This window comes from Billgrantia montanilacus (assembly GCF_003336675.1).
GTDB lineage: Bacteria > Pseudomonadota > Gammaproteobacteria > Pseudomonadales > Halomonadaceae > Halomonas > Halomonas montanilacus.
The window spans coordinates 158,450-182,298 of record NZ_QPII01000005.1 but is presented as its reverse complement, the minus strand read 5'-3'; the positions used below and the strand labels follow the sequence as shown (position 1 = coordinate 182,298).

General features: G+C 64.8%; 20 protein-coding genes. 11 read left to right on the top strand and 9 right to left on the bottom strand.

What is annotated here, in order from left to right:
• Positions 1 to 157 precede the first annotated feature (157 nt).
• The 3 genes from DU505_RS09390 to DU505_RS09380 form a co-directional block, all read right to left on the bottom strand.
• The gene (locus tag DU505_RS09390) at positions 158 to 3,160 is read right to left on the bottom strand and encodes an efflux RND transporter permease subunit (RefSeq protein WP_114478730.1); all 3,003 of its coding nucleotides are present in this window, start codon (positions 3,158 to 3,160) and stop codon (positions 158 to 160) included.
• Positions 3,157 to 4,260 (bottom strand): efflux RND transporter periplasmic adaptor subunit, encoded by a 1,104-nt coding sequence (locus DU505_RS09385; RefSeq protein WP_114478729.1) that lies wholly within the window; start codon positions 4,258 to 4,260, stop codon positions 3,157 to 3,159. Before DU505_RS09385 ends, DU505_RS09390 begins: the two co-directional genes overlap by 4 nt.
• A 70-nt stretch (positions 4,261 to 4,330) precedes the next feature.
• Positions 4,331 to 4,936, bottom strand: a complete 606-nt coding sequence (locus DU505_RS09380) for a TetR/AcrR family transcriptional regulator (protein WP_114478728.1) — start codon at positions 4,934 to 4,936, stop codon at positions 4,331 to 4,333.
• Between the two features lie 151 nt (positions 4,937 to 5,087).
• Here DU505_RS09380 and mnmA point away from each other — a divergent pair, with 151 nt between their 5' ends.
• From mnmA to DU505_RS09335, 8 genes are all read left to right on the top strand, one after another.
• Complete coding sequence (gene mnmA / locus DU505_RS09375; RefSeq protein WP_114478727.1) at positions 5,088 to 6,200, top strand: tRNA 2-thiouridine(34) synthase MnmA; 1,113 nt, start codon at positions 5,088 to 5,090, stop codon at positions 6,198 to 6,200.
• Complete coding sequence (hflD, locus tag DU505_RS09370; protein WP_114478726.1) at positions 6,197 to 6,835, top strand: high frequency lysogenization protein HflD; 639 nt, start codon at positions 6,197 to 6,199, stop codon at positions 6,833 to 6,835. Before mnmA ends, hflD begins: the two co-directional genes overlap by 4 nt.
• Positions 6,836 to 6,898: 63 nt before the next feature.
• Positions 6,899 to 8,263: an adenylosuccinate lyase gene (gene purB / locus DU505_RS09365; RefSeq protein ID WP_114478821.1), complete on the top strand. Its 1,365-nt coding sequence runs from the start codon at positions 6,899 to 6,901 to the stop codon at positions 8,261 to 8,263.
• Between the two features lie 31 nt (positions 8,264 to 8,294).
• Entirely contained in the window at positions 8,295 to 8,858 is a 564-nt protein-coding gene (locus tag DU505_RS09360) for a cob(I)yrinic acid a,c-diamide adenosyltransferase (protein WP_114478725.1), read from the top strand.
• A gap of 20 nt (positions 8,859 to 8,878) precedes the next feature.
• Positions 8,879 to 10,060, top strand: coding sequence for a cupin domain-containing protein (locus tag DU505_RS09355; RefSeq protein WP_114478724.1), 1,182 nt, complete (start codon positions 8,879 to 8,881; stop codon positions 10,058 to 10,060).
• Position 10,061: 1 nt separating this feature from the next.
• Complete coding sequence (locus tag DU505_RS09350; RefSeq protein ID WP_114478723.1) at positions 10,062 to 10,487, top strand: GNAT family N-acetyltransferase; 426 nt, start codon at positions 10,062 to 10,064, stop codon at positions 10,485 to 10,487.
• A gap of 399 nt (positions 10,488 to 10,886) precedes the next feature.
• A complete protein-coding gene (locus tag DU505_RS09340; RefSeq protein WP_114478721.1) occupies positions 10,887 to 12,482 on the top strand; it encodes an isocitrate lyase in 1,596 nt (531 codons plus the stop codon).
• Between the two features lie 428 nt (positions 12,483 to 12,910).
• The gene (locus DU505_RS09335) at positions 12,911 to 13,378 is read left to right on the top strand and encodes an outer membrane lipoprotein (RefSeq protein ID WP_114478720.1); all 468 of its coding nucleotides are present in this window, start codon (positions 12,911 to 12,913) and stop codon (positions 13,376 to 13,378) included.
• 109 nt (positions 13,379 to 13,487) lie between these two features.
• Here DU505_RS09335 and DU505_RS09330 read toward each other — a convergent pair whose 3' ends face one another.
• Complete coding sequence (locus DU505_RS09330; RefSeq protein ID WP_114478719.1) at positions 13,488 to 13,772, bottom strand: hypothetical protein; 285 nt, start codon at positions 13,770 to 13,772, stop codon at positions 13,488 to 13,490.
• A 208-nt stretch (positions 13,773 to 13,980) separates the two neighbouring features.
• On the opposite strand from DU505_RS09330, the gene DU505_RS09325 reads away from it, so the two are divergent.
• Complete coding sequence (locus tag DU505_RS09325; protein ID WP_066450276.1) at positions 13,981 to 14,463, top strand: FKBP-type peptidyl-prolyl cis-trans isomerase; 483 nt, start codon at positions 13,981 to 13,983, stop codon at positions 14,461 to 14,463.
• A gap of 56 nt (positions 14,464 to 14,519) precedes the next feature.
• Here the strand turns inward: DU505_RS09325 and DU505_RS09320 are convergent, their stop codons facing one another.
• Entirely contained in the window at positions 14,520 to 15,155 is a 636-nt protein-coding gene (locus DU505_RS09320; protein WP_114478718.1) for a CDP-alcohol phosphatidyltransferase family protein, read from the bottom strand.
• A gap of 1 nt (position 15,156) precedes the next feature.
• Positions 15,157 to 17,406, bottom strand: coding sequence for an FAD-dependent oxidoreductase (locus DU505_RS09315; RefSeq protein WP_114478820.1), 2,250 nt, complete (start codon positions 17,404 to 17,406; stop codon positions 15,157 to 15,159).
• A 189-nt stretch (positions 17,407 to 17,595) separates the two neighbouring features.
• Here DU505_RS09315 and msrA point away from each other — a divergent pair, with 189 nt between their 5' ends.
• Positions 17,596 to 18,210, top strand: coding sequence for a peptide-methionine (S)-S-oxide reductase MsrA (msrA, locus tag DU505_RS09310; RefSeq protein WP_114478717.1), 615 nt, complete (start codon positions 17,596 to 17,598; stop codon positions 18,208 to 18,210).
• A 47-nt stretch (positions 18,211 to 18,257) separates the two neighbouring features.
• On the opposite strand, the gene DU505_RS09305 is transcribed toward msrA, so the two are convergent.
• Complete coding sequence (locus tag DU505_RS09305; RefSeq protein WP_114478716.1) at positions 18,258 to 19,460, bottom strand: MFS transporter; 1,203 nt, start codon at positions 19,458 to 19,460, stop codon at positions 18,258 to 18,260.
• A 120-nt stretch (positions 19,461 to 19,580) separates the two neighbouring features.
• Between DU505_RS09305 and DU505_RS09300 the strand changes: the two genes are divergently transcribed.
• A complete protein-coding gene (locus tag DU505_RS09300) occupies positions 19,581 to 20,468 on the top strand; it encodes a LysR family transcriptional regulator (RefSeq protein WP_114478715.1) in 888 nt (295 codons plus the stop codon).
• Between the two features lie 46 nt (positions 20,469 to 20,514).
• Here the strand turns inward: DU505_RS09300 and DU505_RS09295 are convergent, their stop codons facing one another.
• Together DU505_RS09295 and DU505_RS09290 are read right to left on the bottom strand one after the other, a co-directional pair.
• Entirely contained in the window at positions 20,515 to 21,138 is a 624-nt protein-coding gene (locus DU505_RS09295; RefSeq protein ID WP_114478714.1) for a C40 family peptidase, read from the bottom strand.
• A gap of 239 nt (positions 21,139 to 21,377) precedes the next feature.
• Positions 21,378 to 23,837 carry a DUF1266 domain-containing protein gene (locus tag DU505_RS09290; protein ID WP_114478713.1) on the bottom strand — a complete coding sequence of 820 codons (2,460 nt, stop codon included), beginning with the start codon at positions 23,835 to 23,837 and terminating at the stop codon, positions 21,378 to 21,380.
• Positions 23,838 to 23,849: the final 12 nt, after the last annotated feature.

Below are 23,849 nucleotides of genomic sequence, written 5' to 3'. Positions count from 1 at the left end.
AGATCGCGACAGGAGGCTGAAAGCCTCCCGGCGGCGTTGCCCATGACAACGATCACCGCCAACGTCAGCGGCCTCCACCAGGGCGCCTGACGGCGCCAGTCGCGACGCAAAGTCGGGGCGCCGAACCGAGCGCTCCAACAAGGCCGGTAGTTGCTGCTTACCACTTCATGAGAAGCCGATAGAGCGCCGGGATCACCAGCAGCGTCAGCAGGGTCGAAGCGACGAGCCCCGAGATGATCGCCCAGGCCATCGGCGGCCACAGCGTCGACTGGGTCAGGGTCAGGGGCACCAGGCCCGCGACGGTGGTGGCGGTGGTGAGCAGCACCGGTCGGGTACGTCGAGCAACCGCTCCGACAACCGCATCGTCCAGGGGCATGCCCTGACTGCGATTGGTATTCATCACGTCGATAAGCACGATGGCATTGTTGACCACGATGCCTACCAGGGCGACGACGCCCAGCATGGCGGTGAAGCCGAACGGCTGGCCGGTCAGCCACAGGCCGGGAATTACGCCGATGGCCGCCAGCGGCACCGTGGTCAAGACGATGCCAAGTTGGCGAAAGGAGTTGAACTGGGCCAGCAGGAAGACGATCAGCAACAGGATACCGAACGGCAGGGTCTGGAACAGCGCCGTATTGGCGTCCCCAGCCGACTCGGCCGCCCCACCCACCACATAGCTCACCCCCTCTGGCAGCTCGAGTTCCGTCAGCCGCGGCAGCAGCCCGTCCAGCACGCCAGCGTAGGTCTGGCCATCCGCCACCTCGGCCAGCACGGTGGTCATGCGTCGCAGGCCACGATGCTGGATCACTGCCGGCTGCCATGTGGTACGCAGCGAGGCGACCTCACCAAGCGGTACCGATTCGCCGTTGCCAGCGGCCAGGCGCACTCCTTCGAGAGCGGATAGCGGGAAACGCTCGCCCTCCGGCGAACGAATCAGCAGCGGCGCGGGTTCGCGCTCGGCGCGCCAGGTGCTCACCTCGATGCCACGGCTGGCACCCGCCACCGCCAGGGCGACCTCGCGTCGCGACAGGCCAAACTCGCCGGCACGGGCATCGTCCACGTCCAAGCGCAGCGTAGGCAGCCCTTCACCCAGGGTATGTCGCGCATCGCGAGCGCCCTCTGTACCGCGGACCAGCGCCAGGATGCGTTCGGCGCCCTCGGCGAGCCGGCTCCGCTCCTCGGCGTAGACACGAATCTCGACGGGGGCCGTGACGGGCGGCCCCTGCCCCAGGCGGCGTGCCACCACGGCGGCCTCGGGCAGGCGCTCAGGGCTAACGGACCGCACCCACGACATCAGTGGAGCCAAGTCGTCGGCATGCTCCGCCTCGACGACCAGCCGCGCCAGATGCGCCTGCCGGGGCTGTTCGACCAGGTTGTAATAGAATCGCGGACCGCTGAAGCCGGCAAAGAGATGCACGCCAGTCACCGCAGGCCGCTCACGCAGGTCGGCGGCCAGCACACTCGCCTCATGGGCGGTGTAATCGAGGTGCGTACCCTCGACGAAGTGCAGGTCGATGACCAGCTGATTGCGATCGGTGTCGGGAAAGAAGTCGTGGTTGAGCAGTGGCACCATGGCTGCCGCCCCCACCAGCAGCGCCACGGCACCCGCGAGTATGCCAGCGGGCCAGCGAACGGCAAACCGACCGATCCGCCGGCCGACGCCTGTCAGGCTGCGTCGCTGCGAACCGGCGCCAGGCTTGAGAATGGCGGCGGCAAAGACGGGGGTGACGAAGATCGCGTAAAGATAGCTGACCACCAGGGTCAGCATCACCATCACCGGAATCGCCCGGGTGAAGTCGGCAGTATTACCACTGGACAGCAATAGCGGCACGAAGGCGGCCAGGGTGGTGCCGGTCGCCGCCAGCAGCGGCGCGGCGAGCTCCCGCACCGAACGCGACACGGCCTCCGTCGCCGGGAGCCCCTGATCGCGATGCCACTGCAGGCTCTCCACCATGACGATGGCATTGTCCACCAGCATGCCCAGCGCGATCACCATGCCGGCCACGGCGATCTGGTGAAGGATGCCGCCCCCCATGGCATAGATGGCCAGCGCCGAGAAAGTCACCAGCGGCACAATCAGCATCACCGCGAGTCCCAGCCTCAGGCCCATGGTAAGGAATAGCAGTACGCCGAGTATGGAAATGCCCAGCAACAGCGAGACGCCGAGTTCGGCCAACCGCTGCTCGACCCAGCGTGGCTGATAGAACATCTCCTGGATCTGCAGCGGCGCATAGGCGGGGCGCACTTCATCGAGAAGAGTACGCAGGGAATCGCCGAAGCGAACGGCATTGACCCGCTCGTTGGCCAGGATGATGCCCAGCGCCACGGCCGGCTCGCCGTCATGCCAGATGCGCTCGGTGGCGGGCTCCCGTGGCGACAGGCGAACGTCGGCCAGCTCACCCAGCGGCAAGGTGTCCCCACGCCGCGTGCGAATCGGGGTCGCGGCCAGTTCATCGAGGCTGCCAAACTCCGTCACCGGGTCGAGCACCACCGAGCGCCCGCCGTTGGAGAGGCTACCTCCCGCGGAGGTCAGGTTGCGGGCAGCCAACTGATCGCCCAGCGCCTGGGCATCGAGCCCGGTCAGCGCCGCTTGCGCATCGTCCCAACTGACAACGACCTGCTGTCCGGGATCAGCGAGCAGGTCGATGCGCGCAATCCCCTTGAGACGGAACAGGTCCCGCCGCAGCCGCTCGGCCGCCTCGCGCAGTTCCAGCAGGTCATCGGAGCCGGTTACCGACAGCACGATGCCGTGGGCGTCGGAGTCCCGGTCGCTGATCTCGGCGTCACCCACCCCGTCGGGAAACTTCCGCGACGCTCGATTCACCGCAATGCGGATCTGCTCCCAGGCGGCGTCGGTGTCATAGACATGCTCGTGCATCTCGATGGTGACATGCGCCACCCCCAGCCGCGCCGTGCCGATGAGCTCATTGACCTCCTCGACCTGGGCCAGCTCCTCTTCCAGGGTGTTGAGCACCAGGCGTTCGACCTGCTCCGGCTCGGCCCCGGGATAGGGCACCAGCACCTGGCCGAAGCGATAGGGAAAAAAGGGGTCCTCCTGACGATCCATGGCCAGCCAGGCGGTCAGTCCGATCAGCGCCAGCAATGCCGTCACGGTCAGCACCAGGCGCTTGACGTGCAGCGTCGCGTGCAGCCACTTCATGGCAGCACCCGCACGCTATCGCCTGGTTGGAGACGCCCCTGACCAGCAGTGACCACCCGGTCGCCGAGAGAGAGTGGGGCCGAGATCGTCACCCAGTCGTTTTCCAGCCGTCCCGGCGCCACCGCCACCCGCCGCACGCTCTCGTCATCAGTGAGGGCAAGGACATAGGGCGCGTGCCCGCCGGGGTCCTGCACCGCCGAAAGCGGTACCTGCAGCGATGGCTCCGTGGGAACGGAAAGGTATACCTGCACCGACTCCCCAGGGGCCAGGCGCGAATCCGGTTCCAGTTCAATCACCACCGGCACCAGTGCCGAACCGGCTCTCCCCACACTACTGATCCTTCCCTGAAACCGGCCTTCCTGCAGCGTCGGCGACACCCGAGCCGTCATCCCCGCAGTCAGCCGGGCGCCGAGCGTCACCGGGACGCGAATCGACACTTCCACGCCATCGATACCGGAAAGCGCCAGCACCGGCTCGCCGGCGGCCACGAAGTCACCCGGCTCGATGAGCAGGTCGGCCACGTCGGCGGCGAACGTCGCCCGCAGCGTCATCTCCTCGACCTGGGCTGCGGCATCGGCACGGGAGGCCATCGCCTGCTCCCGGGCCTGGACGGTGGCCTCCCGTTCCGACACCAGCCGATCCAGCTCCTCCTCGGCGACCAGGTTCCGGTCGCGCAGCACCCGCGCCCGCTCGACGTCCCTCTCCAGCCTGGCGAGATGAGCGTCAAGCTCCTTCACCCGCCCCTCGGCTCCGGCCAGGGCAGGCTCAAGGGCGGGGTTATGCAGTCGCGCCAGGGGCTCGCCCTTCTCGACGCGCTGGCCACGCTCCACCAGGCGCTCGCTGAGCACACCGCCATGCAGGAAAGACGGCGACACCCGCTCCCTTGCCTGCACCACACCGGGGAAACGCAGGCTCTCTTCGGCGGAGCCGTTCCGCACCTGGGTGACACGCACGGCAGCCCGGGGGTCGAGCGCTGCACTGGCTTCTCCCTTGGCCGCCGGCGCCGAGTCGCACCCCGTCAGCAGCAGCAGGATTCCCAGCACCCCCAGCACCAGTCCCAGCACCCCAGGGGCTGGCACCCCCCTTTTCCCCTGTGACATCTTGCTGTTTCCTCTTCAACGAACCGGCCAAACAAACTGGCCGACCAGTCAATTATTGACAGAAAAAAACTCAATCCCGAGGCGCGGCCCCGGCCATGAAGATCTTCAGGAAATCTTCCAGGAAGGCCTCGTCGTTGCCCATGCCCGGCCAGTGCTGATGATGACACTTGGCCTCGAACCACTGGGTGCAGGTCATGACGAAGATCGCCACGACGTGGGTCGGGTTGACGTCGGCTCGCAGCAGGCCGCGCTGCTGGGCCTGTCTCACCCATTCGGCCCCGGCCCCCATCAACTGCGCATCCATGTCGCCACAGCTGGTGTCCCCCTCAAGGTGGGTCCAGGCGAAGAGCCGGACGGCCTTCGGGTTGGCCTTCAGGTAGTGAAAATAGGCTTCCACGGAAGCGCGCAACAGCTCGGCATCGGGCTCCCCGGCCTCCTCGAGCATCGCCATCTGGGCGCTGAAGTACTGCGCGAAGGCGTGCTCCTTGACCGCTTCCCAGAGCTTCTCCTTGCTACCGAAATGGTGGTGGATAAGACTCTTCGTCACCCCAGCGGCACTCGCCAGCTGGCTCATGGTCACGCTGGAGAAACCCTGTTCCACGAACAGGTCCGTCGCCGCCTCCATGATGCGCAGCCGGGTCTGTTCGGGGTCTCGTGTCGTCGCTTGTCTAGTCATGTTGGCAATCTACTGCTAACTGGCCGGCCGGTCAATAAACGTGAAATACCGCTGTTCCACGCAGGCGCCGTCACCGCGACAGGATGAAGCCCCCAGTGAATGTAGGGTATAATCCCGGCCCATTTGCGACCCACTCAATCCGAGAGCGCCCATGACCGCCACCTCAGGCAAGGTGATCGTCGGCATGTCCGGCGGCGTCGACTCTTCCGTTTCCGCCCTGCTGCTGCTCGAGCAGGGCTATCAGGTCGAAGGCCTGTTCATGAAGAACTGGGACGAGGACGACGGCACCGAATACTGCACCGCCAAGGCCGACCTGGCGGACGCCGAAGCCGTCTGCGAAAAGCTCGGCATCCGGCTGCATACCGCCAACTTTGCCGCCGAGTACTGGGACAACGTGTTCGAGCACTTCCTGGCCGAGTACAAGGCCGGGCGCACCCCCAATCCGGATATCCTGTGCAACCGGGAAATCAAGTTCAAGGTGTTCCTCGAGTACGCCGAGATGCTCGGTGCCGAGAAGATCGCCACCGGCCACTATGTTCGCCAGGGGATGCGGGAAGGCCGCCCGCGCCTGCTCAAGGGCATTGACGTCAACAAGGACCAGAGCTACTTCCTGCATGCCGTGCCCGAGGCCGCCATCGCCCGCACCCTGTTCCCGGTGGGCGAGTTGGAAAAACCCGAGGTGCGCACCGTTGCCGAGCGCCACGGCCTGGCCACGGCTCGTAAAAAGGATTCGACGGGGATCTGCTTTATCGGTGAGCGTCGCTTCCGCGACTTCCTGCAGCAGTACCTGCCGGCCCAGCCGGGAGTGATAGAGACCCCGGAGGGCGACGTCATCGGCGAACACATGGGCCTCATGTACTACACCCTCGGGCAACGCCAGGGTCTGGGTATCGGCGGGCTCGCGGACTACCCGGAGGAGCCCTGGTACGTGGCCGCCAAGGATCTTGACCGCAACGTGCTGGTCGCCGTTCAGGGCAAGCACCACCCCCTGCTGTACAGCGACAGCCTGGCGACCGAAGCGATGGACTGGGTGGCCGGCGAGCCCCCGGCAAGAGAAGGCCGCTACACTGCCAAGACCCGCTACCGGCAGGCCGACGTGCCCTGCAGGATGCAGACCCTCGCCGACGGCGGCGTGGAAGTGCACTTCGACGACCCGCAGCGTGCCGTGACCCCGGGACAGTCGCTGGTGCTCTACGACGGCGATATCTGCCTCGGCGGCGGAGTGATCCGCGCCACCTGGAAATCCACGGAGCCAGCCGCATGACTGCAACCCCGATCCACCGAAGCCCGGATTCGCCCACTGCCCGCCAGGCCCTGGCACTGGCCGGCGTGTTCCAATCCGCCAGCCTGGTCGACGAACTGGCACGCACCGGCCAGGTCGAACCGCGCGCCTGGGAAACCCTGATTCGCGCCACGCTGGATACCAACCCCGACAGCTTCGAAGCCATCTATGGCGGCCACCCCAACAACCTGCGGCGCGGCCTCGATGTGCTGGAAGCGGTAGTGGGACGCAAACAGTCCAATCCGGTGGTGCTGCGCTACGGTTTCACGCTACTGCTGCTGATGAACAAGCTGCGCCAGGATGACGACATGATGGCGGGACTGGGGCAGAACCTGACCCGCATCCAGGGCCAGGCCGAGCATTTCGGCGCTACCCACGAGAATGTCATCGCCAGTCTCGGCGAGGCCTATCAGGAAACGCTATCGACGCTGAAGACCCGCATCGTGGTGCAGGGCGACCCCTCCCTCCTGCAGAGCCGCATGATGCCCGAGCGTGTGCGCGCCATCCTGCTTGCCGGCATCCGTTTCGCCCTGCTCTGGCACCAGCAGGGCGGGCGACGCTGGAAGCTGGTCTTCCAGCGTGGCGCCCTGAAGAAAACCCTGGATCAGCTGGGCTGATGGCCCCGCCCTAACTTTACCCTTTACCACCGTACCGGGAACCCGACCATGCAAGCCGCACCCCTGCCCCTCTCCGCACTCACCGCCCTCTCACCCGTCGATGGCCGTTACGGCAGCAAGGCCGAGGCGCTGCGCGAGCACTTCAGCGAATTCGGTCTGATCCGCGCCCGGGTCATCGTCGAGGTCCGCTGGCTCCAGCGCCTGGCCGAGCAACCCGGCATCACCGAGGTACCGCCGCTCTCCGCCGAGGCCACTGGCTTTCTCGACGCCCTGCTGCGCAACTTCTCCCTCGAGGATGCCGAGCGCATCAAGACCATCGAGCGCACCACCAATCACGACGTCAAGGCGGTGGAGTACTTCCTCAAGGAGAAGATCGAGGGCCAGGCGGAATTGCATGCCGTCACCGAGTTCGTGCATTTTGCCTGCACCAGCGAAGACATCAACAACCTCTCCTACGGCGTAATGCTCACCGATGGCCTGAAGAGCCTGCTGCCGGTGATGCACCAGGTGGCCGACGAGGTGGCACGCCTCGCGCACGAGCAGGCCGCCCAGCCGATGCTCTCGCGCACTCACGGCCAGACGGCAAGCCCGACGACCCTGGGCAAGGAGATGGCCAACGTCACCTACCGCCTGCGCCGCCAGCTAAAGCAGATCGAGAGCGTCGAGATCCTGGGCAAGATCAACGGCGCGGTGGGCAACTACAATGCCCACCTGGCCACCTACCCGGAGGTGGACTGGGAGGCCAACGCCCGCACCTTCGTCGAAGGTCTGGGGCTGACCTTCAACCCCTACACCACCCAGATCGAGCCCCACGACTACATCGCCGAGCTGTTCGATGCCGTGTGCCGCTTCAACACCATCCTGATCGACTTCGACCGCGACGTCTGGGGCTACATCTCGCTGGGCTACTTCAAGCAGCGCACCGTCGAGGGCGAGATCGGCTCCTCGACCATGCCCCACAAGGTCAACCCCATCGACTTCGAGAACTCCGAGGGCAACCTGGGCCTGGCCAACGCGGTGCTCGGCCACCTGGCGCAGAAGCTGCCGATCTCGCGCTGGCAGCGCGACCTCACTGACTCCACGGTGCTGCGCAACCTTGGCGTGGGCCTGGCCTATGGTCTGATCGCCTACCAGGCGGCACTCAAGGGCATCTCCAAGCTCGAGGCCAACCCGGCACGCCTGGCCGAGGATCTCGATGCCAGTTGGGAGGTGCTCGCCGAACCGATCCAGACGGTGATGCGCCGCTACGGCATCGAGAAGCCCTACGAGAAGCTCAAGGAGCTGACTCGCGGCAAGCGTATCGACCAGGCCGGCTTTGCCGCCTTCATCGATACGCTGGAGCTTCCGGGCGAGGTCAAGAGCGAGCTCAAGGCACTGACGCCGGGCACCTACATCGGTAACGCCGAGGCACAGGCCAGAAGGCTCTGAGGCAGTTGCAACATTTCAGCGGAGGCGAGTGGTGGTAAAACTCAACAGGATCTACACCCGTACCGGGGACAAGGGCGACACCGGGCTCGGCGACGGCAGCCGCGTGGCCAAGCACGACCGTCGCGTGGAGGCCTTCGGCACCGTGGACGAGACCAATGCCACCATTGGCCTGGCACAGCTGCATGCCGAAGGCGAACTGCAGCAGGTGCTGGCCACCGTGCAGAATGACCTCTTCGACGTGGGTGCCGACCTCTGCACGCCGGAGCAGGAAGACCCGAAGTACCCGCCCCTGAGGGTCACGGCAACCCAGGTGGAATTCCTGGAGCGCCAGATCGACGCCATGAACGCCGATCTCGCCAGCCTGCGCTCGTTCATCCTGCCCGGGGGGACGCCACTGGCCGCCCACCTCCATATGGCCCGCACCATCGCCCGGCGAGCCGAGCGCCTGGTCACGCAACTGATGGTCGACCAGCCGGTGAACCCCGAGGTGCTGCGCTACATGAACCGACTTTCCGACCTGTTGTTCGTCGCCTCACGCAAGGCCAACGATAACGGGGCGGGTGACGTGCTGTGGGTACCCGGCGCCAACCGATGAGCTTTCTCGAGGAAAACACCATGCCGAGTGATATGCCCCGAACGCTGCTGGGCGGCCTTACCGCCGCCGAGTTCCTGCGCGACTACTGGCAGCGCAGGCCGCTGTTGATCCGCGGCGCCTTTCCCGATTTCGTGAGCCCGCTGGATCCCGACGAGCTTGCCGGGCTTGCCTGCGAGGAGGGTATCGAGGCTCGCCTGGTGGAGGAACACGGCCCCGATGGCCCCTGGCAAGTGAGCCACGGCCCCTTCGACGAGGCCGCCTTCTCGCGGCTGCCCGAGCATGACTGGACGCTGCTGGTGCAGGCGGTGGACCACGTTGTACCCGAAGTGGCCGAACTGCTCGAGCACTTCGATTTCCTGCCGCACTGGCGCCTCGACGACATCATGGTCAGCTATGCCCCGCCGGGCGGTAGCGTTGGTCCCCATGTGGACCAGTACGATGTCTTCCTGCTCCAGGGCAGCGGGCAGCGTCGCTGGCAGCTGGGCGGCAAGGTCGCCGACGACGCCCCCATCCTCGACGGCATCGACCTGCGCATTCTCGAGCGCTTCTCGGTGGACGCCGGCGCCGATTGGGTGCTGGAGCCCGGCGACATGCTGTATCTGCCCCCGAGCTGGGCCCATCATGGGGTCAGCGAATCCGACGACTGCATGACCTATTCGGTGGGCTTCCGCGCGCCCTCGGCGGACGAGGCGATCACCTCCTTTGCCGACTATCTGGGCGAGCAGCTGCCTGCCTCAGTGCGCTATACCGATGGCGGAATGACCCCACCCGCCGACCCCACGGAGCTCGACGATGCCGCCGTTACCCGCATGCGAGCCCTGATTCTATCCACCCTTGACGACCCGGCTCAGTTGGCCCAGTGGTTTGGCCGTGTCATGACGCAACCGAAGTACGTCGACCAGCTCGTGCCCAACGAGGAACCCACCGAGGTCGAGGAGCTTGTTGCTGCACTACAAGATGGCGAGGCGCTGGTCCGCAGCCCAGGCTCACGCTTTGCCTGGCGACCGATGGACGTGGACCGGGCGACGCTCTTTGTCGATGGCGACGGCATCGACTGCCCCCTGCCCCTGGCGCAAGCCCTGGCCCACGGAACGCTCCTTGATGCCGACATTCTTCAGCAGGAAGGCGCAACCGCCCTGCTCGTCGCCCTGCTCGATGCCGGCAGCCTCGGCTGGGCCGAGGAATACGAGGAGGAAAGCTAGAATGGCCGATATCCAGATACTGGATGGCGACTGGGATCAGTTGGGTGAGGTCGCCTCCGAGATACGCCGCGTGGTGTTCATCGAGGAGCAGCAGGTGCCGCTGGAAGAGGAGTGGGACGGTCGTGATGGCGACTGCCGCCACTTCGTCGCCCTGCGCCAAGACATTCCGTTGGGCACCGCGAGGCTGCTGCCCGACGGGCATATCGGCCGTGTCGCCGTGCTGAGCGAGGCGCGCGGGCTCGGTATCGGCGCGGCACTGATGGAAGCCACCATCGAGGCGGCTCGCCACCTGGGCCATGATCAGGTAGAACTTGCCGCCCAGACCCACGCTCTCGATTTCTACGAGCGTCTCGGCTTTACCGCCTACGGCGATGAGTTCATGGATGCCGGCATTCCGCACCGCAACATGCGCCTGGCGCTGCGCTGAGTGGTGCAAACCGGCCAGCCTCGGAAGCGGAATTCGACTACAGGAATACCTCCCTCCCTGCTGCTCTTGTAGTCGAGTTACAACCCTCCCTCCCCCCAAGTGTCAATTGCGATAGCCCCGTATCAGGGCGCATAGTGGTACCAGGACGAAATTAAAACGAGCGTTCGGTGATCGCCGGATCACGGCTAGCCCAGCAGACGTTTTCATTTCGTGACCGGTTCGACCAAGGCCGTAGAGACTTCTTTGCTCGCCTGGTAGAACCTGATATCACTTCGCAGTTGCAGCATGACCCGGCTTCCCCCGGCGAGATGCCGCAAGCGAGCGATCGACAAGGCAGCGATACGCCTCACACGGCAGTCGAGGCCGATCACTACACCTCTGATCGGAAGGATGGTACCCATGTCCTATAAAGACGACATCAAGGCTCTGGCTCAACTGCGCGAAGCCCAGCAAGGCAAGTGGGCGAGCATCAGCCCCGAGAATGTTGCCCGTATGCGTGCCCAGAACCGTTTCAAGACGGGCCTGGACATCGCCCGCTACACCGCCAAGATCATGCGCGAGGACATGGCCGCCTATGATGCCGACACCGCCCAGTACACCCAGTCCCTGGGCTGCTGGCACGGCTTCATCGGCCAGCAGAAGCTGATCTCCATCAAGAAGCATTTTGGCACCACCAAGCGCCGCTACCTCTACCTCTCCGGCTGGATGGTCGCCGCCCTGCGCAGCGAGTTCGGTCCGCTGCCCGACCAGTCCATGCACGAGAAGACCACCGTGTCAGGCCTGATCGAAGAGCTCTACACTTTCCTGCGTCAGGCCGATGCCTGGGAGCTGAACCACCTGTTCCGCGACCTGGAAGAAGCCCAGAAGGCCGGCGACAATACCCGCGCCGACGAGCTGATCGCCAAGATCGACAACCATGAGACCCATGTGGTGCCGATCATCGCCGACATCGACGCCGGTTTCGGCAACGCCGAGGCGACCTACCTGCTGGCCAAGCAGATGATCGAAGCCGGTGCCTGCTGCATCCAGATCGAGAACCAGGTTTCCGACGAGAAGCAGTGCGGTCACCAGGACGGCAAGGTCACCGTGCCCCATGAAGACTTCCTGGCCAAGATCAACGCCGTGCGCTATGCCTTCCTGGAGCTCGGCGTCGAGGACGGGGTCATCGTCGCTCGCACCGATTCCCTGGGCGCCGGCCTGACCCAGAAGATCGCAGTCACCAACGAGCCGGGCGACCTGGGCGACCAGTACAACAGCTTCCTGGACGGCGACGAGATCGAAAGCGCCTCCGACATCAACAATGGCGACGTGGTCATCAAGCAGGACGGCAAGCTGGTCAAGGTCAAGCGCCTGGCCTCCGGCCTGTTCCAGTTCAAGCCGGGCACCGGCGAAGACCGCGTGGTACTCGACTGCATCACCAGCCTGCAGAACGGTGCCGACCTGCTGTGGATCGAGACCGAGAAGCCCCACGTTGGCCAGATCGCCGCCATGGTCAACCGTATTCGTGCGGAAGTGCCGGATGCCAAGCTGGTCTACAACAACTCGCCCTCCTTCAACTGGACCCTGAACTTCCGCCAGCAGGTGTTCGATGCCTGGGAGAAGGAAGGCAAGGACCTGTCCGCCTATGACCGTGCCGGCCTGATGAGCGCTGAGTACGACGACACCGAGCTTGGCAAGCTGGCCGACGAGTGGACCCGCAACTTCCAGCGCGACGCCGCGCGGGAAGCCGGTATCTTCCATCACCTGATCACCCTGCCGACCTACCACACAGCGGCCCTGTCCACCGACACCCTGGCCAAGGGCTACTTCGGCGACGAGGGCATGCTGGCCTACGTGGCGGGCGTTCAGCGCCGCGAGATCCGCGAGGGCATCGCCACCGTCAAGCACCAGGACATGGCTGGCTCCAACATCGGCGACGACCACAAGGAGTTCTTCCACGGCGAGGCGGCACTCAAGGCCGGTGGAAAGGACAACACCATGAATCAGTTCGGCTGATCACCCTTTGCAGTAGAACGACTGGAACCCTTGGGAGGCCTCGCGCCTCCCTTTTTTGTGGGTGCCAGCCATCTTCATGACGACTACCCTTGATGACACCTAAAGAAACGCTGAACAAATCGGCGAGCGAGATGAAGCGCAAGGCGCACGGAGCACAGGAGCCGGAGCATATGGGGTATATGTGAGGATTCCGAGCACCGCGCAACGCAGCGATTCGCTCGCGCAGGCATTTGTACAGTGTTTCTTCAGGCAAACTTGCACATTGTTTGACTCCTTCCTCTCTACACTACAATGCACTAGAACGGCTCATGCTGGTCAAATGGACAATGACTGGTTAAGCTAGTTAGCAAACAGCGTTTCCATAACAAGGCGGTATCGACAACGGGCAGGAAAGCCCGCACCGTGCTGCCCCCCCCAGGAGGTTTTTCATGAAGCGTCTTCTTCCCGTACTGGCCATTGGCATGTTGACCCTGGCCGGCTGTGCCAACACCTCTACGATGGGCAGCGATGTCTACCGGGGCAACCAGGCACAGACCAGCCAGAACGTGACCTTCGGCACCATCACTGCCCTGCGCCAGGTGCAGATTCAGGCTGACAGCCGTCTGGGCGGCGCCATCGGTACCGGTGGCGGTGCCGTGGTCGGTGGCATGCTCGGCAATCAGGTCGGTGGCGGCTCAGGCCGACAGCTAGCCACGGTTGCCGGCGCGATCGGCGGTGCCATGGCCGGTACCGCGGTCGAGGAATCCGCCAACCGGGTCCGCGCCTGGGAGATGGAAATCCGCCGTGACGATGGTCAGAATATCGTCGTGGTGCAAAAAGCGGATCGCCAGTTCCAGACCGGCCAGCGCGTTCGCATGATCGGCAGCGGCGCCAACCTCAGCGTGGCGCCCTACTGAGCGAGGCCAGGCTCTGGGGCCGATGTCCGCATCGGCTCCCGAAAGACAGAAGGCCCGCGGCATTTGCCGCGGGCCTTCTGTCTTTCGGTATGCTGTCAATCGGCACGACTCAGTGAAAGTTGGCCCTGTCCATTGCCCAGCCGGCCACTTTCTTGGCGATCAGCGCCAGGATCGCGATCACGATCACGGTCAACAGCATGTCGACCGGGCGTACCAGGGTGGTGGCCCCCAGGACGGCAAGCGCCACGCTCCATACCCAGCAGTTATCGTCATTGCTCTTGATCAGTCGGGGCAGCACCTTGTTCAGGCCAGCACTGACGGAAGCATCCCACTGCTTGATACTGAAGAACAGGATGAGGACAAAGGCGATCAGCCAGATCACGATTTCGGTCATGGGACGTGCTCCACGGAAGGTTGGTGTAGGGTCTGAATAAAGGAATCCCGCTAGGGTAGCCTCGCAGTCTCGGGTACGCAACCACGCCAAAAGGCGTGAATGGCGTTCAGGATCGAGAGTAAGATCCTGAAAATTACCCCGCCCCCCTGACAGCCTCGAGATGGCGCGTTACCATGGTCTCTACATGCTCTCATCGAAAGGTTAATCAATGCAGATTGCGCAAAACTCAGTTGTCGCGTTCCACTATACCCTGACCAATGACGCCGGTGAGGTGCTGGACAGCTCGGAAGGACGCGAGCCGCTGACTTACCTCCATGGTGCCGGCAACATCATCCCCGGCCTGGAGAAGGGGCTCGAGGGTCGCGAGAGCGGCGAGAAGCTCAATGTCACTGTCGCCCCGGAAGAAGGCTATGGCGAAGTGCAACCGCAGCTGGTCCAGGAAGTGCCGCGTGATGCCTTCCAGGGTGTCGAGGCCGTGGAGCCGGGCATGCAGTTTCAGGCTCAGACCCAGGGCGGCCCGCTGATGGTCACCGTGACCAAGATCGAAGGCGACACCGTCACCGTCGATGGCAACCATCCGCTGGCCGGCCAGAAGCTGAACTTCGATGTCGAGATCGCCGACGTCCGCGAAGCGAGCCAGGAAGAGATCGAGCACGGACACGTGCATGGCGAAGGTGGCGTCGAGCACTGAGCCAAGCCGCCAGCGTTTGCTGATATCGAAGGGGCAGCCAGATGGCTGCCCCTTCGTCATTCCCGCACGGGTGATTGGTCGAGCGCCGCCAGAGTACGATAGCCGCCCCACAGCCGCGTGGCGGTCGTCACCAGGCACGCCACGGCAAAGAGCGTCGCCAGCAGCGCAAAGTGAGCCGGAAAGAGGCAGAAGAGGACGAAGGCAAGAACCGTCTCGGTGCCTTCGGTCAGACCATGCAGATAGTAGAAGGCCTTCTGCTGGAACCTTGGCCGCTCCAGTCCGTGGCGAGTTGCCATGATGGCGAAGGCCAGGAAGGAGGTTCCAGTGCCGATAAAGGCAAACAGCAGAAACGCCGCCGCCAGGGCGTTAGCCTGCGGGTCGGCCAGGGCAAATCCCAGTACCACGGCAGCGTAGAAGACGAAGTCGAGGCCGATATCGAGAAACCCACCGGCATCGCTTTCCTGTCCCATCAACCGCGCAAGGGCGCCGTCCAGCCCATCGCCCAGGCGATTGAGCAATATGACCACCAGCGCCGGCAGATACCACTCCAGAATCAGCAGCGGCAACGACAGCATACCGATAAGAAAGGCCCATAGGGTGACGTGATCGGGACGAATCCGGTATCTCGCCAGCCCGGCGGCCAGGCGATTCAAGGGGCCCTGGGTCAGTGGCATGGTCCAGCGATCCAGCATCTCAGCTCCTCATGTCCCGAGTTTTGCCCTCGGACTGCTTTAGCCCCGTTGGCACCACTGGCGCTATCGACTTTTCCGCCCCCCCACGTCGCCAGGCGAAATAACGCTCGAGCCAGCCCAGGACCCGTTCCGGCTTGTGAGTATTCTTCCACACGCCTGCGGTGGCCTTGGCCGCCTCCGACCAGGTGGGATAGGGATGCACCGTTCCCAGCAGTTTGTTGAGCCCGATGCCATGGGTCATCGCCAGGGTGAACTCCGACAGCAGTTCACCGGCGCCATGCCCCACCACGGTGGCCCCCAGGATACGATCCTTGCCCGGCACCGTGAGCACCTTGACGAAACCTTCCGTCAACCCTTCGGTAATGGCCCGATCCAGTTCGGAGAGCTCATAGCGCGTCACCTCGAACTCGGTGCCCTGCGCCCTCGCCTCCTTCTCGCTGAGCCCCACCCGGGCCACTTCCGGATCGGTATAGGTGACGGCCGGCAGCGCCCGGTAGCTGACCCGGAAGCGCTTGAACTCACCGAACAGGGCATTGACCGTGGCGTGCCAGGCCTGATGCGCGCTGGCATGGGTCAACTGGAAGGGGCCTGCCACGTCGCCGCAGGCCCAGACATTGGGCAGCACGCTTTGCAGGCTTTCATCCACTGCCAGGGTGCCATCGTTACGGGTTTCCACCCCCAATGCCTCCAGGCCCATCCCCGCCACATTGGCCGCTCGCCCCACCGCCACCAGGAGCTCGTCGAAATCGAGTCGCTCGGTCAACGTCTCGCCTGTCGAGCTCTCGCGCTCGACCACCAGCACGTGGCCCCCCTGCTGGCCTGCACCCGCCTCCACCCGGACGGCCCGGGTGTCGAGCCACAGTGACAGGCCTTCGGCCTCGAGCCGCTGACGCAGCGCCGCAGCGGTGTCGACGTCTTCTCTCGGCAGCAACTGGCTGCCCATCTCAACCAGGCTCACCTGGCTGCCCAGCCGGGCGAAGCTCTGTCCCAGCTCACAGCCGATGGGCCCACCCCCCAGCACGACGAGACGGCAAGGCAGGGTCTCGAGTTGCCACAGGTTGTCCGAGGTCAGCACCTCGATATCGCCAAGTCCTGGGAGGTCGGGGACCCGTGGACGCGCCCCGCTGGCAATGATCACATGGCGGGTAGTGAGTACCCGCTCCCCTTCCTCGCCCGTAACCTGGACCCGCCATGGATCCAGCAGGCAGGCCTCGCCGGCAATCACCTCGACCCCCAGCCCCTCGTAGCGCTCACGGCTATCGTGGGGCTCCACCTCGCGAATGGCATGATGGACATGCCCCATCACCTGCGTGAAATCCACCCGTGGCGCTTCAGCGTGAATGCCGTAGCGTCCCGCACTACGTAGCTCGCTGACGACGCGCGCCGCGCGGATCAACGCCTTGGAGGGCACACAGCCGGTATTCAGGCAGTCGCCGCCAAGCCTGTCGCGCTCCACCAGCACGACCCTCGCCTTGACCGCCGCTGCGATATAGCTTGCCACCAGGCCCGCCGAGCCGCCGCCGATGACCACGATGTCATGATCGAAGCGCGCCGGACGGTCGTAGCGGCTCGCCAGCCGGCGACGCTTGGCGACGGCCACCACCCCCCGCGCCAGCCAGGGAAAGAGGCCGATGAGTACGAAGGAGCCAATCAGGCCCGGCGACAGGATGCCCGAGAGGCTCTCCAGGTTGCCCAGCTCCCGGCCGGCATTCACGAATACCGCCGTACCCGGCAACATGCCCAGCTGACTGACCCAGTAGAAGGTCCACAGCCGCATCCGCGTCAGCCCCATCACCAGGTTGATGACAAAGAAGGGAAACAGCGGGATCAGGCGCAGCGTGAACAGATAGAAGGCCCCCTCGCGTCGAATGCCGGCATTGATGCGTTCGAGCTGCGGGGCAAAGCGTTTTTCCAGCGGCCCGCGGGCCAAGGTCCGAGCGATCGCCGCCGCCAGGGTAGCGCCGATGGTGCTGGCGAAGGAGATGATCAGCAGGCCCCAGCCGAGGCCGAAAAGCGCCCCGCCGAGCACCGTCAGCAGGGTGGCGCCAGGCAACGATAGTCCTGCCATCACCACATAGAGCACGAAGAAGCCCCCAATGACGGTGACAGGTTCATCGGCCAGCCACTCATGGAAGCGGGCCTGTTCGGCCTTGAGGTTCTCCAGGGACAGGAAGTCAGCTGCCCCGCTGAGAAAAAAAGCCCCTACCGCCAGGACGATCAATGCCACCAGTATCAGACGTCGCTTTGCCACCTGCTCCACTCCCTTGATTCATCGAGTCGTCGTATCGAGTCGTACGGTCCTCTTGCGTCGGCCTCCGTCCGCTATCCTTACACGACTCTTTCGCTAACGCACCGATCCGGTTATCTCGCTGTAGACGGAACCCCGAGCGTTAGCGCACCCTCTAAGGCTGACATTCCCCTGCAACAGCGAGTGCACCTTATGAAAACGCCTCTGCGGTTCCCCTGGCTGCTGTCTGCGCTGCTGCCGCTGGCAAGCCCCGCCCTGGGCGATGACGCCGAGACAACCGCCACGGCCGTATTCGGCGGTGGCTGCTTCTGGTGCGTCGAGGAAGCCTTCGACAAGGTTGAGGGCGTCGTTGCGACCACCTCGGGCTTCAGCGGCGGTCATGTGGAAAACCCCAGCTACGATCAGGTGGTTGGCGGCGGCACCGGCCACATCGAGGTGGTGAAGGTGGAGTATGAGCCCGACCAGGTCGACTACGCGACCCTGCTGCATGTCTTCTGGCGCAACATCGACCCCTTTGCGGTGGACCGACAGTTCTGCGACCAAGGGGAAGCCTACCGCAGTGCCATCTTCCATGGCAGCGAGGAGGAGCGCGAGCGGGCCGAAGCCACCCGCGATGAGCTGGCCGAACGGTTCGAGCGCGACATCGCCACCGAGATCACGGCCTTCGAGGCATTCTATCCGGCCGAGGAGTACCACCAGGATTACTATCGCAAGAACCCGGTGCGCTACCAGTACTACAAGGCCGCCTGCGGCCGTGAGCGACGCCTGGAAGAGGTCTGGGGCGCTGAAGCCGGCGGCCTGACTTGAACCAGCCCTGAGCCGGCTAATGTTAAGCAGGAGAGTCCGCAGCAGGCTCAGCCGGCGACGCCGATGGGTTGTGCCGCACGCTCTCGGCGCCATAGCCAGACGGCGATGCCAAGGGTCACGCCGAGCAGCAGCCAGGAACCCAGCACCACGCCAGGCCAGCCCGCGTATTGCCAGAAGGGCTCCAGCCAGGCGCTACCCAGGCTGGCACCCACGTAATAGAAGACCAAGTAGAGGGCAGAAGCGCTTCCCCGAGCCTTCTGGGCATGGCGGCTAACCCAGCTCGAAGCCATGGAGTGGGCCAGAAAGAAGCCCACGGCATTGATCGTCAGCCCGACGATGATCCAGGGCAGCGACGCCGACAGGGTGACCAGCGTTCCCCCCAGCAGGATCAGGATACCCAGCACCATGCACAACGGCTGACCCAGGTGGCCGGCCAGCCGCCCCGACAGCATGGAGCTCAGGGTGCCACCCAGGTAGGTCAGGAAGATCATGCCCAGTAAACGGGCGCCCAGGCCGAACGGCTCATCGGCCAGGCGAAACGTGATGTAGCTGTACTGGTTGATGAAGATAAGAAAGTTGATGCCACCGAGCAGATAGGCCGCCAACAGCAGCGGGTGGCGCAGATGTGCCGCAATGTCTGTCAGCGCACCGCGCAACTCGAAGCGCCGGGGGGTGAACGCCCGCGCTCTCGGCAGCAGTTTCCAGAACAGGGCGACGCCGACCAGGGTGAGCAGGCCCACGGACAGAAAGCCCGCGCTGGCACCGCCCAACTCTCCCGCCCCGCCGCCGATCAGGCGACCGCTGATGCCCCCCAGGCTGTTGGCACCGATATAGAGCCCCACCGCCGAAAGCAGCGCGGGGCGGTCGAACTCGTCCCCCATCCAGGCAATGGCCACCGCTGGTAGCCCACCGAGCAGGAAACCCTGTAGCGCCCGCAGTACCAGCAGGCTCTCGAAATTGGGCGCAAAGGCCAGTGCCAGCGAACAGAGACCCGTGAGCAGCAGCGTTACCCGCATGATGGTATCGCGACCGATGGCGTCCGACAGCGGGCCAAAGACCAGCAGCGCCCCCGCCAGGGCCAGTGTCGAGATCGACATGATCAGGCTGATGCCCAGCGTGGAGACGCCATAGGCCACGCGCAGCTCCGGCAGCAGCGGCTGTGGGGCATAGAGATTGACGAAGACGAGGAAGGAGCCTAGGCAGAGCGCAAGGGTGGCGCGCCACCAGGCGGGGGTACGTGCGGTGATCATGCGATGTCCTGCAGCGATGGCTTGTCGGGCATGATCGCTTGCGGCCTATAATAAGGCAAACAGCATAAAAAGATGACTTCCATCTTATTTGCTTATGCCTGCCCATCTCAGGAGACTGCCATGTCACTCCCCTTCGACCTGCGTGCACTGCGCGTTTTCCTCACCGTCGCCGACCGGGGCGGATTCAGCGCCGCGGCCCGAGAGCTCCACGTGGCCCAGTCGGCGATCAGCCAGACCATCGCCAACCTGGAGCGCCACCTGGACCTGACCCTGTTTCATCGGCATGAGCGACGCATCAGCCTGACTCCCGAGGGGCACGCCCTGCATGACCATGCCCGCGAACTGTTGGATCGCGCCGATGCCGCCCATCTCGCCATGCGCGAGCTGCACGGCCTGGTGAAAGGCGAGGTCCGCATCGGCATCCCTTCGATGCTCGGCTCCTACTACTTTCCGCCGCTGCTGATGGGCTTCAAGTCGCGCCATCCGGGAATCCGCCTGACCGTGGTGGAGGCCGGCGCCAGACGACTGCAGAACATGATCGCCACGGGGGAGCTGGATCTCGGGGTGGTGATCGACGATGAGCAGAGCCGGGGTATGGAGCGGCGTCCGCTGGTACGTGAGGAGATGGTAATCTGCGTGCCGCAGACTCACCCCTTCGCCGGCAGACAGGGGGTGAGCCCGGAGGAGTTCTTTGCCGAGCCGCTGGTGCTGTTCCAGGATGGCTACTTTCATCGCGAATTCGTCGATGCCCTGTCACAGCAGACCGGCCACACGGCCAACATCGCCTTCCAGTCGAACCTGATTCCGCTGACCAAGGCGATCGTGCGCCAGGGCTTCGGCATTACTACCTTCCTGCGCCGGGTGATCGACGAACCCGAACTGGCGGCGGTCTCCTTCGACCCACCGGCCTGGCTCGACCTGTCTCTGGCCTGGGCCGAAGGAGCCTATCTTTCCCGAGCGGAAAGCGCCTTCGTGGAGTTCATCGAGGCTAACCGACACTCGCTTTAGGCGTTATACGAAGTTGCCTGCGCCGGCCCCTTAAGGCTCGCCCAACCTACCCTTCGCCCGCCGAAGCAACACGCCGTGCCAACGTAGTGGGCTCCAGGGTTCGCCGAGCTTGCCAGAAATAGCGCTGCCAATAGACATTGTCGAGTTCGGAGAGCATCACGCCCTGAGAGGTGGAGGCATGCAGGAAGTAGCCGTCGCCCACGTAGATGCCCACATGATCGTAGGGACCCGGAGGCCGGAAGAAGACCAGGTCGCCGACCTGAAGCTCCCCGCGTGATACCGGGGAGCCTTCGTGCACCTGTTCGCCGGTGGAGCGCGGCAGGTCAAGGCGGAAGGTTTCACTGAAGACGTTCTGCACCAGGGCTGAGCAGTCGATACCCCGCTCGCCGGTACCGCCCAGTCGATAGGGCGTCCCGGCCCAGCGCTCGTGCTGGGCAAGCAGCGCCTGGCGCACCAGCTCCGGCGGGGGGTTGTGAAGGCTTCGGGCCTGCAGGATGGGGTTGTCCACCGGGGACATCATGGGGTTCCAGGATGCTGGCATGCCCGGCAGGTTGCGGGCGAAGTAGTCGTCAGCCTCGCCTTGCGACTGCTTCGCGCTACTAGCGCAACCGGCCAGCAGGGCCAGCGACACACCGAGCATCAGGATACGACTCGATCTCGTGGCTACCATCTTGGCAACGTCCTCGTTCCCTGAGCCGCACGCCTCCCCGGGTCGAGCATGAGCTCTACCTGAAAGACCCGAAGGAATCGCTGTGGTAGTGGTGCGCCGGCATCTTGCTGCATTGCCTGTACCACTGCCAGAGCGGCCTATGAGGCGGCTGGCTATGATCATGATATAGGCGCCTGTATAAGGAGCCGTTTCAACAAACTTTCCGACTATAAGCCACATCACCCTGACATGGCGAGCCCCTAATGTAATGTTCTGCCATCACCCGGTAATGTATCGATATGCAGGGGTGCCCAGTGGCGCGGCCGGGCCCCGGGGAAATCCAGGCTCGCCCAAGGCCCGGCGAGCGGCGGCGCGCCCGAGAGCCAGGCCACCAGCGCCTGGCGAAAGCCGGCCAGGAAGGCCTCGCGCTCCGGGGTCTCGCCCATGAAGAAGGAGAACCCCGCATAGAGTCCCTGGGCATAGGCTTCCCAACCGCTGTAGTGCGCGGCGGCCAAGCCATGGGCGCGATCCAGGATAACGCTGAAGGCGGCCGCATCCAGCCAGCCCAGCTGGCGTCCGGCAATGGCCAGATCCACCACCTGGGCCAGATCCCAGGCGGTCATGTCCAGCTCGTTGCAGCCATCCTCATTGTCACGCACCCGCTGCAGCCGCAGCAGGTGGGTGCGATCCTCCTCGTTGCACTCGCCGGATTCGAGCATGGCGATCTCGGACGCAAGCCGCTGCTCGTTGAGGGTATAGGGCGCGTAGTTGATCTGGTACTCCTGCCGATCCCCCGCCTCGAGCAGGAAATCGAGAAACTCGGTCAGCTCCGACTCGCCATGCAGGCCGTAATGGCCGTCGATCCATTCACGGATCGACACAGCTTCCCGTGTGCTCTCCACATGGGGTTCACTCCAGGCCGCACTATTAAGCGGGCCGACTAGCGACATGGCGGTGAATCGGGAAAGTGTCGGCCGCGGCCCCGGCTCCTGCCATTGAGAGCTGCGCCAGTCCAACCAGTGGAATGGGCTGCCGGGATCGTCCAGGTGCCAGCGGATTTCGGCCACAAGCGGGGGGTGTTCGCCCTCTGGCAGCAAGGCTTCCCACTGCGCCCAGGCTTCGAGCAAACGCCGGATATCGGGATAGAAGCGGCACAGGGTGCCACGCAGTGCTTCGGCGAGTGCCTCCAGGGCGCCAGGCTCGAAACTCTCGCTATCCATGGCCATCTGCAGGTAGAACGCGTATTTCTCGGCCATGTGGATGGTGGCCGCATGGCGACTTCCCTGCCGAAGACTCACCAGGGTCGCCAGGTCGACGGCCTCGGGCCGACCAAAAGGCGTCGACGTGCGCGGCAAGGCCTCATGGGCCGCGTCGGCCGCCAACTGGTTGAGGTGATGCGCCTGGGCGGGCAGCCAATAGCGGGAAAGCGCTTCCACCCCTTCATCGGGATGCAGCCCCAGCGTCTCATCGAGGTAACGCAGTGCATCATTACGCCGCTCCGCTGTGACCGCCACGGGCGGCCCTTGCCGGGTTCCCAGCTCGGGCTCACGCACGGAGGCCAGCGCCAGCACCCAGTGGCGGGGAGAGCGCCGCCAGGCCTTCATGGCATGGCGCGACGCCTCCCGCACCTCCTCGACCAGCAGCTCCTGCAGCGCCACGCGCCAGGGGCTGACCGGGGACTGCAGCAGCAGCTCCCAGTCGGCCCGCATGTCCATGAGGCGGTTTCGCCCCTCGAACAGGCTGCGGCCTCGCTGATAGGCGCGTGCCACCGCCGACCAGTCGCTGTAGCGGCGCTGGACCAGGTCGGCGCCATGGGTGGCGAAATCCCGCGCCTCCGTCTCGTCGAGCCAGCCCACACAGGCCCCGGCCCAGGCCAGGTCGACCAGTCGCAGCCAGTCCCAGGCGGCCCACTCCAGCGGCTCGCCTTGCTCCACCAGCGTCAGCATGAGCTTGCCATAGCCACGCTCACTGGCGGCCAGCCCCTCGATCCAGTCCTGGCGCACGGTAGCATCCGAATCCAGCAGGCGCGAGGCATCCAGGTCCCACCCCTGGCGGTGTCCCTGACCCGCCAGCCACAGCAGGCTCTGCAGCAGTTCCTCACGACTCTCGAGCTGCCAGTACTCCAGCAACCACACCTTCGCCTCGGGCCAGTCGGCCACACCCGCCGGCGCGGCCAGCACCGGGGCGAAGGCAGCCCGCAGCCGCCAGGCTTGCTCCGCCGGAGCGTCGGGCCACAATGCCAGGTTCTTGCACCGCCCCATGACCCATTCGGTAATTCTGTCCCAGGTAATGCCCTCACCGTCGTGCTCAAGAACCGCCAGTGCGTCACAGGCTTCCGCAAAGGTATCGTCACCACGCACCCAGCCCTCGGCTCGCTTGGCATGGCGCAACGCCTCGTGCCAGTCATCCAGGCTGGCGTACTGGCTGGTGATCTCGTCAGCCAGTCGCAGGGCCCAGTCGCGCACGCGCGACTCGGGCAGCCAGCCGGCAGAGCCGGCCAGGGCGATGAGCTCGAGCGCGGCCAGCAGCCCCGCCGGATCGGGGCTATCGATACCGAATGCCTCGATCAGTCGCCAGCCGAGCTCGCCGCGCTCGGTGACACCCAGCGCCTTCAGCCGCGAGGCCGCCACATCGGCCTCAACCTTGACGGGTTCGGGCTCGAAGGCCCAATCACACAGCACCAGCTGTTGGGCCCACCAGGCATAAAGGGGATCGACCAAGACTCACCTCGA

Excerpts from the sequence above, each read along its gene's own strand:
- DU505_RS09390 (WP_114478730.1), bottom strand. The coding sequence starts at position 3,160 with ATGAAGTGGCTGCACGCGACGCTGCACGTCAAGCGCCTGGTGCTGACC.
- DU505_RS09385 (WP_114478729.1), bottom strand. The coding sequence starts at position 4,260 with ATGTCACAGGGGAAAAGGGGGGTGCCAGCCCCTGGGGTGCTGGGACTG.
- DU505_RS09380 (WP_114478728.1), bottom strand. The coding sequence starts at position 4,936 with ATGACTAGACAAGCGACGACACGAGACCCCGAACAGACCCGGCTGCGC.
- mnmA (WP_114478727.1), top strand. The coding sequence starts at position 5,088 with ATGACCGCCACCTCAGGCAAGGTGATCGTCGGCATGTCCGGCGGCGTC.
- hflD (WP_114478726.1), top strand. The coding sequence starts at position 6,197 with ATGACTGCAACCCCGATCCACCGAAGCCCGGATTCGCCCACTGCCCGC.
- DU505_RS09355 (WP_114478724.1), top strand. The coding sequence starts at position 8,879 with ATGCCGAGTGATATGCCCCGAACGCTGCTGGGCGGCCTTACCGCCGCC.
- DU505_RS09350 (WP_114478723.1), top strand. The coding sequence starts at position 10,062 with ATGGCCGATATCCAGATACTGGATGGCGACTGGGATCAGTTGGGTGAG.
- DU505_RS09340 (WP_114478721.1), top strand. The coding sequence starts at position 10,887 with ATGTCCTATAAAGACGACATCAAGGCTCTGGCTCAACTGCGCGAAGCC.
- DU505_RS09335 (WP_114478720.1), top strand. The coding sequence starts at position 12,911 with ATGAAGCGTCTTCTTCCCGTACTGGCCATTGGCATGTTGACCCTGGCC.
- DU505_RS09330 (WP_114478719.1), bottom strand. The coding sequence starts at position 13,772 with ATGACCGAAATCGTGATCTGGCTGATCGCCTTTGTCCTCATCCTGTTC.
- DU505_RS09325 (WP_066450276.1), top strand. The coding sequence starts at position 13,981 with ATGCAGATTGCGCAAAACTCAGTTGTCGCGTTCCACTATACCCTGACC.
- DU505_RS09320 (WP_114478718.1), bottom strand. The coding sequence starts at position 15,155 with ATGCTGGATCGCTGGACCATGCCACTGACCCAGGGCCCCTTGAATCGC.
- msrA (WP_114478717.1), top strand. The coding sequence starts at position 17,596 with ATGAAAACGCCTCTGCGGTTCCCCTGGCTGCTGTCTGCGCTGCTGCCG.
- DU505_RS09305 (WP_114478716.1), bottom strand. The coding sequence starts at position 19,460 with ATGATCACCGCACGTACCCCCGCCTGGTGGCGCGCCACCCTTGCGCTC.
- DU505_RS09300 (WP_114478715.1), top strand. The coding sequence starts at position 19,581 with ATGTCACTCCCCTTCGACCTGCGTGCACTGCGCGTTTTCCTCACCGTC.
- DU505_RS09295 (WP_114478714.1), bottom strand. The coding sequence starts at position 21,138 with ATGGTAGCCACGAGATCGAGTCGTATCCTGATGCTCGGTGTGTCGCTG.